The sequence below is a fragment of the Duganella radicis genome, assembly GCF_009720825.1.
GTDB classification, from domain to species: Bacteria; Pseudomonadota; Gammaproteobacteria; order Burkholderiales; family Burkholderiaceae_D; genus Rugamonas; species Rugamonas radicis.
The window spans coordinates 16,392-28,046 of record NZ_WNKY01000016.1 but is presented as its reverse complement, the minus strand read 5'-3'; the positions used below and the strand labels follow the sequence as shown (position 1 = coordinate 28,046).

The 11,655-nt window shown below is 59.2% G+C and carries 13 protein-coding genes; 4 read left to right on the top strand and 9 right to left on the bottom strand.

Going from position 1 to position 11,655, the window contains the following annotated elements; translation table 11 throughout:
• Positions 1–8: 8 nt before the first annotated feature.
• Positions 9–980 (bottom strand): LysR family transcriptional regulator, encoded by a 972-nt coding sequence (locus tag GM676_RS15820; protein ID WP_155464669.1) that lies wholly within the window; start codon positions 978–980, stop codon positions 9–11.
• Positions 981–1,121: 141 nt separating this feature from the next.
• On the opposite strand from GM676_RS15820, the gene GM676_RS15815 reads away from it, so the two are divergent.
• Entirely contained in the window at positions 1,122–1,403 is a 282-nt protein-coding gene (locus GM676_RS15815; protein WP_155464668.1) for a hypothetical protein, read from the top strand.
• Between the two features lie 37 nt (positions 1,404–1,440).
• Here GM676_RS15815 and GM676_RS15810 read toward each other — a convergent pair whose 3' ends face one another.
• The 5 genes from GM676_RS15810 to GM676_RS15790 all read right to left on the bottom strand — a co-directional run bounded on the left by GM676_RS15810 (position 1,441) and on the right by GM676_RS15790 (position 4,568).
• The gene (locus tag GM676_RS15810) at positions 1,441–2,025 is read right to left on the bottom strand and encodes a chalcone isomerase family protein (protein WP_155464667.1); all 585 of its coding nucleotides are present in this window, start codon (positions 2,023–2,025) and stop codon (positions 1,441–1,443) included.
• A 98-nt stretch (positions 2,026–2,123) separates the two neighbouring features.
• Positions 2,124–2,378 (bottom strand): YfhL family 4Fe-4S dicluster ferredoxin, encoded by a 255-nt coding sequence (locus GM676_RS15805; RefSeq protein ID WP_155464666.1) that lies wholly within the window; start codon positions 2,376–2,378, stop codon positions 2,124–2,126.
• A 12-nt stretch (positions 2,379–2,390) separates the two neighbouring features.
• Positions 2,391–2,882, bottom strand: coding sequence for a pantetheine-phosphate adenylyltransferase (coaD, locus tag GM676_RS15800; protein ID WP_155464665.1), 492 nt, complete (start codon positions 2,880–2,882; stop codon positions 2,391–2,393).
• An 87-nt stretch (positions 2,883–2,969) separates the two neighbouring features.
• On the bottom strand, positions 2,970–3,617 hold the full coding sequence (gene rsmD / locus GM676_RS15795) for a 16S rRNA (guanine(966)-N(2))-methyltransferase RsmD (protein ID WP_155464664.1): 648 nt from the start codon (positions 3,615–3,617) through the stop codon (positions 2,970–2,972).
• Positions 3,618–3,668: 51 nt separating this feature from the next.
• Positions 3,669–4,568, bottom strand: coding sequence for a DUF6279 family lipoprotein (locus GM676_RS15790; protein WP_229262716.1), 900 nt, complete (start codon positions 4,566–4,568; stop codon positions 3,669–3,671).
• A 28-nt stretch (positions 4,569–4,596) separates the two neighbouring features.
• Here GM676_RS15790 and glmU point away from each other — a divergent pair, with 28 nt between their 5' ends.
• On the top strand, positions 4,597–5,961 hold the full coding sequence (gene glmU, locus GM676_RS15785; protein WP_155464663.1) for a bifunctional UDP-N-acetylglucosamine diphosphorylase/glucosamine-1-phosphate N-acetyltransferase GlmU: 1,365 nt from the start codon (positions 4,597–4,599) through the stop codon (positions 5,959–5,961).
• A 421-nt stretch (positions 5,962–6,382) separates the two neighbouring features.
• Here the strand turns inward: glmU and GM676_RS15780 are convergent, their stop codons facing one another.
• Positions 6,383–6,835, bottom strand: a complete 453-nt coding sequence (locus GM676_RS15780; RefSeq protein ID WP_155464662.1) for an Lrp/AsnC family transcriptional regulator — start codon at positions 6,833–6,835, stop codon at positions 6,383–6,385.
• 133 nt (positions 6,836–6,968) lie between these two features.
• Between GM676_RS15780 and glmS the strand changes: the two genes are divergently transcribed.
• Positions 6,969–8,798 carry a glutamine--fructose-6-phosphate transaminase (isomerizing) gene (gene glmS / locus GM676_RS15775; RefSeq protein ID WP_155464661.1) on the top strand — a complete coding sequence of 610 codons (1,830 nt, stop codon included), beginning with the start codon at positions 6,969–6,971 and terminating at the stop codon, positions 8,796–8,798.
• 362 nt (positions 8,799–9,160) lie between these two features.
• Here glmS and GM676_RS15770 read toward each other — a convergent pair whose 3' ends face one another.
• Positions 9,161–9,613, bottom strand: a complete 453-nt coding sequence (locus tag GM676_RS15770; protein ID WP_155464660.1) for an Lrp/AsnC family transcriptional regulator — start codon at positions 9,611–9,613, stop codon at positions 9,161–9,163.
• 128 nt (positions 9,614–9,741) lie between these two features.
• On the opposite strand from GM676_RS15770, the gene GM676_RS15765 reads away from it, so the two are divergent.
• Positions 9,742–10,347: a LysE family translocator gene (locus tag GM676_RS15765; RefSeq protein WP_155464659.1), complete on the top strand. Its 606-nt coding sequence runs from the start codon at positions 9,742–9,744 to the stop codon at positions 10,345–10,347.
• A 261-nt stretch (positions 10,348–10,608) separates the two neighbouring features.
• Here the strand turns inward: GM676_RS15765 and gcvA are convergent, their stop codons facing one another.
• Positions 10,609–11,529: a transcriptional regulator GcvA gene (gcvA, locus tag GM676_RS15760; protein ID WP_155464658.1), complete on the bottom strand. Its 921-nt coding sequence runs from the start codon at positions 11,527–11,529 to the stop codon at positions 10,609–10,611.
• Between the last annotated feature and the right edge of the window lie 126 nt (positions 11,530–11,655).

Sequence of the window (11,655 nt, the reverse complement as noted above, 5' to 3'; positions counted from 1 at the left end):
CGCGCGAATCAGCGGCTGGAGGCCGGCGGCGTCGGTGGATGGGCGACCCGGCTTTGCGTCACCGAATTCATCTTTTCCAGATGCATGCGCAGCCACTTGTGGGCCGGGCTGCGCGCGTCGCGCTCGTGCCACAGCATGTCGAGGTGGACCGCCGGCAGCTGGAACGGCAATTCCTTGTGGATCAGGGCGTCGGTCATGCCGGTGGCCGCGATCAGGTGGCGCGGCAGCACGGTGATCAGGTCGGAGTTGGCCACCACGCGGCCGGCGGTGAAGAACTGGTTCACCGTCAGCAAAATGCGGCGTTCGCGTTGCAGCTGGGCCAGTGCCTCGTCCACCAGGCCGTGGGCGCGGCCGGAGAAGCTCACCAGCAAGTGGTTGGCGGCGCAATAGTTTTCCAGCGTCAGCTCTTCCTTGGACAGCGGATGGTCGCGCCGCATCACGCACACATATTTACCCGAATACAGCCGCTCGTGGCGGATCGGCGAACCGGTCTCGTACGACAGCTGCGCCGCCACGCCGGGGAAGAACCCCACCGCCAGGTCGATGTCGCCGCGCAGCAGCATGGGACGCGGCTCGCGCGTGGTCAGCGGCACCATGCGCACGTTGACGCCCGGCGCCTCGCTCTCGATCGAACGCATCAGCGACGGCAGCCACATGGCGGCGGTGGCGTCGGCCATGGCCATGCGGAAGGTGGCGTGGGCGGCCGAGACGTCGAAGGTTTCCGGCGCCACCGCCGCCTCCAGGCTGGCCAGCGCGCTGCGCACGGACGGCCACAGCGATTCGGCGCGCGGGGTCGGCTTGACGCCGTAGGCGGTGCGGATCAGCAGCTCATCGCCCAGACTCTCGCGCAAGCGCTTGATGGCGTTGGAAACGGCTGGCTGGGTCATGGCCAGGTGGCCGGCGGCGCGTGTCAGGTTTTGCTCTGTCATCACGGCGTCGAAAACGCGCAGCAAGTTCAGGTCCAGCGTCAGGAAGCTCATAGCGGCTCAGGGTGAGGTGTTGGAGAAATAACGATAGCACAGTCCATTCACCAAACGCATAATTGGTATGAAGAAAGAGAATTGGTAACTTATGTTGCGCCGCACTATAGTTACGTCAGATTCTAAGGCTAGCGCTACACCATGTCCACCACGATTTCTTTCATGCAAGATTTTTCATTGTTCGCCGCGATTAAGCTGGCTCTGGTTATCGCTGTGAGCGGTGGTTTGCTGGTGCTGTTTCAACCGCTGCTGCGCGGCTGCCTGCGCGCCGCCGTGCTTGTCGTCAAGCCGAAGTTGAGCAAAGAGGAGCGTTTGCAGCGCCGTCAGATGCAGGATGCCCTGCTGCTCAAGCGCATGCTGAACCGCAGCGATTGCGACCCCAGCCATGCCGCCGAGCTGCGCGCCATGGCTTCGCGTTTTTGAACGTTAGGCACGCGGTAGCCGCTACCGCGCTGCAACATCACTTCTCGCCCAGTAAAGCCGGCTTCAAGGAACTGTCGACCGGCTTATCACCCAGCCAAATACGCAGCACGGCGTTGTAGAACGCCTGGTCGGGCATCAATTCCCCCAGTTTTTTGCCATTCAGATAGCACTGCGTGCCCTCGTTCGGGGTCCAGTCCAGCGACAGCTGGTCGCCTTTTTTCAGCGCCGGGGTCTGGGCGAACACTTCGCCGAACTTGGTGATTTGCGGCAGGATCTTGTTGCGCTCTTCCTTGCTGGTGTTGGCGTTGAGGCCGTCGAGGAAGGCCTTGCCGAAGTCGTCCGAGCTGACTTCACGCAGCATGGTGATGGCCACCCGGCGCGGGCCCGGCACCGCCAGCACCTCGGCCACGGTGGTTTTCTTGTCGGTCAGGTAGAGACCGGCGGCGTAGACTTTGAAGATGACCTTGGTGCGCACGCCGGCGCCGTTCAGCTTGAGCGGCTGGCCGGCCACGGTGATGCTGTCGTCGAATTTGACGCCGGCCACGTCAACGGCGGCAAACGCCGGCATGGCGGCCAGCAGGGCGGCGGCCACCAGGGTACGCAGGGTAGTTCTACGGTTCATGAATGTCTCCGGATTAGAAGTCGTTCGACTATACCACCGTGGAGACGCGGCGGCGCAGTTGGCCGCACGGTCATGCTATTTTGCGCTGTTTTGGCTTCTCAGGCCTTGCCGGCTTGAAGCTTTTCGTACTTGGCGAACAGCTGGTCCCTGGTTTCCCGGTGTTCGGGATGGAAGGGAATGCAGCTCACCGGACACACTTGCTGACACTGCGGCTCGTCGAAGTGGCCGACGCACTCGGTGCATTTGTCCGGATTGATTTCGTAAATTTCCGCGCCCATGTAGATCGCATCGTTCGGGCACTCGGGCTCGCAAACATCGCAATTGATACAGTCGTCGGTAATCATTAAGGCCATGGCAGAACTCGCTTATCCGGCCTGGGTGGCGGCAATTTTCTTTTGCAGCCAACGGTCGACCGAGGGGAACACAAATTTGGACACATCCCCGCCCAGCATGGCGATTTCGCGCACGATGGTGCCGGAGATAAATTGATACTGGTCGGACGGCGTCAGGAACATGGTTTCGACGTCCGGCAACAAATAGCGGTTCATGCCCGCCATCTGGAACTCGTACTCAAAGTCGGACACGGCGCGCAGGCCGCGCACGATCACGCGGGCGTCGTGCTCGCGCACGAAATCCTTCAACAGGCCGGAAAAGCTCTCGACCCGCACATTGGGATAATGGCCCAGCACTTCATTGGCAATTTCCAGCCGTTCATCCAGCGAGAAGAACGGTTTCTTGTTCTTGCTGTCGGCCACGCCGACGACGAGCGTGTCGAACAGGCCGGATGCGCGGCGCACCAGATCTTCGTGACCACGGGTCAGCGGATCGAACGTTCCGGGATAAACAGCTACTACCATTGCGGCTCCTTGCAGTGCACCAATATAGAACGCGCATTATGCCCTAAAAAAGCCAGTTGCCAGCACTTGGCGCTGTTTTAACGGCAATTAGCCTTGGTATTTTAGTAAATAATAAAACACCATCCCGGCCTTGTCGGCCCGGATGATGTCCCAGTGTAGCAGCCATTCCGGAGTTTCGCCCTCGGCGAACTCCAGCGCCAGCCCCGATTCCGCATACACCAGCCCGCCCGCCTTCAGCAATTTGCTGCACAGCGGCAGGGTGCGCTCCAGCAAGCCCTGCTGGTAGGGCGGATCGAGGAAAATCAGGTCGAATTGCTGGCCGCGCGCGGCGGCCGACTGCGCGCTGGCCACGGCGTCGCCGCGCGTGATGGTGAGGTTGTCGGCTTTCAGCTTGGCCTTGATGTCGTCCAGCTGACGCACCACCTGGGTGTTGCTGTCGACCATCACTACCGACCGCGCGCCGCGGCTGGCGGCTTCAAAGCCGAGCGCGCCGCTGCCGGCAAACAGGTCCAGCACCTGGGCGCCGGCCCAGTCGCCGTCGCGCTGGTGGTTGATCCAGTTGAACACGGTTTCGCGCACGCGGTCCGGCGTCGGCCGCAGGCCCAGCGCGGCGAGTACCGGCAGCGGCGTGCGCTTCCACTGGCCGCCGATGATGCGCACCTGATTGGCGTGCTGGGGACCGTGGACCGGGACTTTGGCTGGTTTGGCGGGCTTGCTGACGGGCTTTCTTGGCATGAGGCTGTGTTCTAAGTCATTGATTCAACAGGCCATCATACCACGGCGGGGCTAGCGTTGCTCCGCCGCCAGCTGCTTGAAGTCGTCGATCCAGCCCTGCATGCGCTTGGTAGCGTGGGCTTTCTGGGCCGGCGTGGCGAGGCGGATCACGGTCAGGATCAGCTGGATGTTCCCCTCCTCGGCCTGGTCGAAAAAGGCCTTGCGCTCGGATGGCTGCTCCATGCGGTCGAAGGCGTCCTTGATCAGCGTGTGCAACAGCGCCATGGTGGCGTCCTTGCCCAGCTTTTCCTGCTGCACCTTGCGCACCGCGCTCAGGATGGCTTTTTGCCGGCGCTGGCGCTCGTCCAGCCAGAGCTCGTTGTCGAGCGGGCGGGCGTCGGACGCCTTGCGGATCTGCGCCTCCTGCTCCGAGGTGAAATTGCCGAACCACAGCTCGAACTGCTCCATCGACTTCTGATAGCGGAACTTTTGCTGCGCTTCCCGGTCGCCCTTCATATTCTTCTTGCGGAACTCGGCGTTGTTGGCGGCGAACTTGCGTTCCAGCGCGGCGATCTGGTCGGGCTGGAGCGAGCGCGCCAGGTCGGCCAGTTCCGGCAAGGCCTTGAACAGCAGCAGCTGGGTGCGGTTCTTGATTTCGTCGTAGTCGCTTTCGAGGTCGGCCTGGGTGGGCCCGGCGGCCAGCTGGCGCTGCGCTGTTTGCAGGATCTGCATGTAGTCATGCAGCTGGGTCTTGCGGTGCCAGCGGAACAGCTCGTCGATGTCTTTCTTGACCCAGCCTTTCTGATCGGTGTTGAGATCGACGTAGCCATCAATCCACCAGTACAGCAGCGTGTCGCCATGGTTGTAAGCCAGGCGCAGCGAACTGCACGCGCTCAGCAGCGCCAGCAGCGCGATCAGAAACAGGCCGTGCAGCGTGCGGCGGCCTGGAATGGGCATGTTAGACTTTGACATTTATACACTCTTTTAACTTGGCACCTCTATGAACGTCGTTATCCTTGCAGCCGGCATGGGCAAGCGCATGCAGTCCGCGCTGCCGAAAGTGTTACATCCTCTGGCGGGCAAGCCGCTGTTGCAGCATGTGCTGGACACGGCGCGCAGCCTGTCCGCCAGCCGATTATGCGTGATTTACGGCCACGGAGGCGCTGCCGTGCAGGAATTGCTGGCCAGGCAGCCTGAACAAGTCGCCACCGCCTTCCAGGAAAAGCAGCTGGGCACCGGCCACGCCGTGATGCAGGCGCTGCCGGAACTGGACGACAACGTCCCTACCCTGATCCTGTACGGCGATGTGCCGCTGACCACCGCCGCCTCGCTGCAAGCGCTGATCGACGCGGCCGGTAGCGACAAGCTGGGCATCCTGACCGTGGTACAGGATGATCCTACCGGTTTGGGCCGGATTGTTCGTGAGAATGGCCACATAGTGCGCATTGTCGAGCAAAAAGACGCCAGCGAAACCGAACGCGCCATCAAGGAAATCAACAGCGGCATCCTGGTGGTGCCGACCAAACGCCTGAAACAGTGGCTGGGCGCGATCAAGAATGAAAACGCGCAAGGTGAGTACTACCTGACCGACATCGTCGCGCTGGCGGTGGCCGATGGCGTGCCGGTGGTGTCGGCCCAGCCGTCGGCGGTGTGGGAAGTGGCTGGCGTCAACAGCAAGGTGCAGCTGGCCGAGCTGGAACGCATCCACCAGCGCAACATCGCCAACCAGCTGCTGGAGCGTGGCGTGACGCTGATGGACCCGGCCCGTATCGACGTGCGTGGCGAGCTGATCTGCGGCCGCGATGTGACCATCGACGTCGGCTGCGTGTTCGAAGGCAAGGTCGAGCTGGCCGACGGCGTGCACGTCGGGGCCCACAGCGTGATCGTCAACGCCCGCATCCTGGCTGGTGCCCAGATCAAGCCGTTCTGCCACATCGAAGAAGCGGTGGTGGGCGACGCTTCCATCATCGGTCCGTATGCGCGCCTGCGTCCGGGTACCGTGCTGGCCGAGGATGTGCATGTGGGTAACTTCGTCGAGATCAAGAACGGCCAGGTGGCCGCGCACAGCAAGGCCAACCACCTGGCCTACATCGGCGACGCCACCATTGGCTCGCGCGTGAACATTGGCGCCGGCACCATCACCTGCAACTACGACGGCGCCAACAAGTTCCGCACCGTGATCGAAGACGACGCCTTCATCGGCAGCGACAGCCAGCTGGTGGCGCCGGTCACGGTCGGCAAGGGCGCGACGCTGGGCGCCGGCACCACCCTGACCAAGGATGCGCCGGCCGGCAAGCTGACGGTATCGCGTCCGCGCCAGGTCACCATCGAAAACTGGACCCGTCCAGTGAAAATCAAAAAGTAAGCTGAGTCAGCTGGAACCAAAATGGCGCCTGCGGGCGCCATTTTTTTTGTGGATAAGCTTGTGCGTAAACGTGGGGTAAGGCAGGGAAAACAGGTGGATAAATAAAAAATACAGCTGTGAAGTATTTGATTTACTGTTGACGCCACGGTTTTTAGCAAATGTGCATAACTTTGTGGGTAAGTGCCTGAGTAAGCCTTGGATAAGCTTGAATAACTGCGTATAACCTTCTTCGTAGTGAAACCTATGTGCATAAATCTGTGGAGTATCAGGGGGTAAGCGCGGGATAAGTTATTCTGCGGCGAACTCAGCACTGCGATGTACTCAGCTTGTGGAAAAACCTGTGACTAAGCCTGTGTGTACCGCAGGGATAAGCGGGTGCATAAGCCCGGTACAAGTACAGGATAAGCCGGGATAACTTCGCTCAGACTGCAATGCGCGTCTCGAACTTGCTGCGGAAAGTCGAGAAATACGCCTTCACATTGCGCACATTGGCGTGGCTGGTGAACACCCGGTGCGCCAGCGCGTGATAGGCCGGCATGTCCGTCACTTGCACCACCAACACAAAATCCGGCCCGGGCGCCACGCGATAGCATTGCAGTACCGCCGCTTCGCTGGCCACCAGCGCTTCAAACTCGGCCATGCGCTCAGCGGCCTGGATATCCAGCGAGATTTCCACCAGCGCGGTCAGACTGGCGCCAACTTTTTCCGGCGCCACAATGGCCACCTGGCGCTGGATCACCCCGGTTTCCCGCAAATGCTTGACCCGGCGCAAACAAGTTGGTGGCGAGACGTGCACTGCCGCAGCCAATTCGGCGTTGGTTTGAGAAGCATCAATTTGCAGCGCATTGAGAATGCGACGATCTATTTCATCCATTTGGCTTTTACGAAATAATATTTCATGTGGTGGGTGTGATGAAATTTTATGCCAAATTTGATGAGAACTAGAAAGCATATTTCATAGTCACTGATCTACGATTGCTTTCTCAACAAATTCATGAGGTAAGTCTATGTGCGGCATCGTCGGCGCGGTAGCGCAACGCAATATCACCCCCATCCTGCTCGAAGGCCTGAAGCGCTTGGAGTACCGCGGCTACGATTCCTGCGGCGTTGCCCTGCACGTGGACGGCCAGCTGCAACGCTCACGCAGCACCTCGCGCGTGGCCGACCTGGAAAAGCAAATCAACGAAGCCCATCTGCAAGGCTTCACCGGCATCGCCCACACCCGCTGGGCCACGCACGGCGCGCCGGCCTCGCACAACGCCCACCCGCACTTCTCGCCGACCACCGAACAGGCGCGCATCGCGCTGGTGCACAACGGCATCATTGAAAACCACGACGAACTGCGCGCCGAACTGACCGCGCTCGGCTACGTGTTCCAGAGCCAGACCGACACCGAAGTGATCGCCCACCTGGTTGACCACATGTACAACGGCGACCTGTTCGACACCGTGCAGCAAGCCGTCAAACGCCTGACCGGCGCCTACGCCATCGCCGTGTTCTGCCGCGAAGAGCCGCACCGCGTGGTAGCCGCGCGCCAGGGTTCGCCGCTGATCGTCGGCCTGGGCAATGGCGAAAACTTCGTCGCCTCGGACGCCATGGCGCTGGCCGGCACCACCGACCAGATCATCTATCTGGAAGAAGGCGACGTGGTCGACCTGCAACTGGGCCGCGTCTGGGTGGTCGACAGCAACGGCAAGCAAGTCCAGCGTGAAGTGAAAACCGTGCACGCCCACACCGGCGCGGCCGAGCTGGGCCCATACCGTCACTACATGCAGAAGGAAATCTTCGAACAGCCGCGCGTGATCGGCGATACGCTGGAAGGCGTCACCGGCATCATGCCCGAGCTGTTTGGCGATGGCGCCTACAACGTCTTCAAGCAGATCGACCGCGTGCTGATCCTGGCTTGCGGCACCAGCTACTACTCGGGCCTGACCGCCAAGTACTGGATCGAATCGGTGGCCAAGGTGCCGGTCAACGTCGAGATCGCCTCCGAATACCGCTACCGCGACAGCGTGCCGCACCCGAACACCCTGGTGGTGACCATCTCGCAAAGCGGCGAAACCGCCGACACCCTGGCGGCCCTGAAACACGCGCGCAGCCTGGGCATGGAACACACCCTGACCATCTGCAACGTGGCCACCAGCGCCATGGTGCGCGAATGCAAACTGGCCTACATCACCCGCGCCGGCGTGGAAGTGGGCGTGGCCTCGACCAAAGCCTTCACCACCCAGCTGGCCGCGTTGTTCCTGCTGACCCTGTCGCTGGCGCAAGTCAACGGCCGCCTCAGCGATGAGGAAGAAGCCGGGCACCTGAAAGCCATGCGCCACCTGCCGGTGGCGATCTCGGCGGTGCTGGCGCTGGAGCCGCAGATCATCGCCTGGGCCGAAGATTTCGCGCGCAAGGAAAACGCCCTGTTCCTGGGCCGTGGCATGCACTACCCGATCGCGCTGGAAGGCGCGCTCAAGCTGAAAGAGATTTCCTACATCCACGCCGAGGCCTATCCTGCGGGCGAGCTGAAGCACGGCCCGCTGGCGCTGGTGACGGAGGAAATGCCGGTGGTCACCGTCGCGCCGAACGACGTGCTGCTGGAAAAACTGAAATCGAACATGCAGGAAGTGCGCGCGCGCGGCGGCCAACTGTACGTGTTTGCCGACGTCGACTCGCGCATCACCTCGGGCGAAGGCCTGCACGTGATCCGCCTGCCGGAACACTATGGCCTGCTGTCGCCAATCCTGCACGTGGTCTCGCTGCAACTGCTGGCCTACCACGCCGCCTTGGCGCGCGGCACCGACGTCGACAAGCCACGCAACCTGGCCAAGTCGGTGACGGTGGAGTAAAACTGATGGAGCGGTAAGTTTTTACTGTGTACGCGGAATAAAGTGTGACACCAAGGAATAAAGTGTGACACCGTGCGCCAGGCGATAAGTCACTAAAAGGGCCGGTTTTTTGAACCGGCCCTTTTTCATCAGGTCACGCAGCGAGACAAGGTCGCTGATTGCGCGAATTGATTAGAGCTAATAAAGTTGGTCGGGTTCGAATAAAGTTGGTCGTAGCGCTTTATTCCGCCCGCTGTCCATAGTGAGTAAGGCAGGGCGAAGGAAAAGGAATTTGCTCTGGGCCTTGCTCGATGCCTTGCTCCAAACCTCCTTCGCTCCCTTCTGCTTCGCTTTCGCGATTGGTCGCGGCTTCGATCTACCGATCATAGTGGTAGAGGACGATCCTGAAAGATGTTTTTCATGACCAAAGTGGAATTTAGTCTGAGTACGCCAGGTAAAGCTGAGATGCTTTTATCGTAGAGCGTTCGAAACGCATCGAGATCTTGTGTCACGACATGGAGCATGAAATCGGGATCGCCAAATAATCGTTGCGCACTAATGACTTCTGGGATGTCGAACAACGCGGTCTCGAACCGCAGGACACTGCTGCTGCTGGTTTCCTTAAGAGTAACGAAGATGATGGCCGAAAACCTCAGATCTACGGCCTGTGGGTCAATCGTCGCTCGATATCCGCTGATCACGCCAGCGTCCTCTAGCAGCTGCACACGACGGTGGGAGGGAGATAAGCTCAGCCCTACCCGTTTAGCAAGTTCGGTAGCGGAAATTCTTCCGTCTTTTTGAAGTTCGGCAAGAATCTTTCGGTCAATGGCATCCATTTGGTAAATTCTACCAACATGCGATTAAATACTGCAAGAATTAGAGAGCACTTCCTTAGTATGAATCGGTACCATGACTACTTTGCGTACAACGCTACGAAGTGAGGAGTAATCAAGTGGCAATAAGCATGTTGTTTGCTTTCTGGGTGGTTTCGATTTCCCTTGTAATGACGCCGGGTGCGGACTGGGCATATGCCATTTCAGCGGGAATGCGCCAACGCGCAATCGGTCCTGCAGTGCTGGGTATGCTGTCTGGATACCTTTTGATCACACTGGTCGTCGCTGCTGGGGTTGGTGCGCTCGTGTCGAGCGTTCCATCCGTCCTTACTGCCCTGACCGTTATTGGTGCAGCGTACCTAGTATGGTTGGGTGTAGGCGTGCTTCGCCATCCTGTTGTTCCGAATGCAGCCGTGGAAGAAGCGAACGCTACTTGGGCTGGATGGTTTGGTCGCGGCTTCCTGATTAGCGGTATCAATCCCAAGGCACTTCTGCTGTTCTTGGCGCTTTTGCCCCAATTCACATCAGTCTCGAATAGCTGGTCGATTCCCACTCAGATCACGGCGATGGGCGCAGTGCAAATCATTAATTGTGCAGTGGTCTACTCAGTGGTTGGCATTGGCTCGAAGTTCATATTACGAACACGACCGGAGGCAGCGCGGCGAGTCAGCCAATTTTCTGGGATCGCCATGATTGTCATTGCAGCCTACCTCGTCATCGGGCAGGTGATGATGTAAAGGCACTGAGGGGGAATCCACCGACCAACTTTATTCTAAACGTCACACTGAGGCGAGGAGAGCGGCGGTTCCCGACCAACTTTGCGACCCGCGCGCTGCCAGTAAAATCAACGAGTTACCAGACGGCAGTCCGACCAACTTTATTTGCTCTGATCAGGACTGACAATAGCTATTAAAGTTGGTCGGGCTCGAATAAAGTTGGTCGGAGTGCAAGACCACTACCGCGAACAGTAATTCTTCACATTGCAGATAAAAAAATTGTTACGAATGTATATCGCTGGCTTCTTGAATTAACCAATCGCGGAAGGTTCGAATTCTTGGAAGACCCGCGCATTCAGCGCGATAGATGACGTAATAAGCCAGCGGCGACGGAAAACTGATTTCGCTGAAGAGACGGATTAGTCGGCCCGACGCAAGATCGTCACGCGCCATGACACTGCGCGCTAGCGCAATCCCGTGCCCTTCTACAGCGGCCTGCAGCACGGCTGCGGAATTATTGATCTTCATGCCTCGTGAGCCGCTAATGTTCAGGCCGGTCGCTTTTTTTATCCATGCCGCCCAGGTCGGAAAACCAGCATGTCCGTCCATTGACAAGTCATGAATCAGGGTTTCGTGCTCTAGGTCCGTTGGATCTGTGAGACGGCCTTTTCTATGCAGCATCTCAGGAGAACATACCGGGTAGACCTCCTCGTCCATCAGCTTGTCAGCGATTAAACCTGGCCAGCTTCCCAGACCGTAACGCACACCGATATCGATGCGTTGCGATACGAAATCTACAGCCTTGAGATTTGTATCCAGCCGGACGTCGGTGTCAGGACAGGCCGCTTGAAAACGGTCGATACGCGGCAATAGCCATTTGGCTGCAAATGCCGGACTGATAGTGACGGTCAGCACGCCGCTCATCGATCCTTCCTTTAGCCGCTCCATCCCCAAAACCAATCTATCGAATCCGGCACGGATCTCAGGCAATGCGCGCTCCGCTGCTTCTGTCGGTATCAGTCTCGCCCGGCCGCCAGCAGCACGGTGAAACAGCGGCGCCCCCAACCAATCCTCCAAGGTGCGGACAAGTTGACCAACTGCTGCCGGGGTTACGTTCAGTTCCGCAGCCGCAGCCGAAAAACTCTGATGGCGGGCACTGGCCTCGAAGGCACGCAGGGCATTGAGATGGACGGGGATTTTCATGCATGCAAAGTTTTTCTTTCAATGGCAGACATTTTATCTCGTTTGTTATTTCTTTGTCGCGGGCGCAAACTCCATCCCATCAAACGGATTCATGTATCGACCAAGAGAATGTGCGGTCAGAGACCA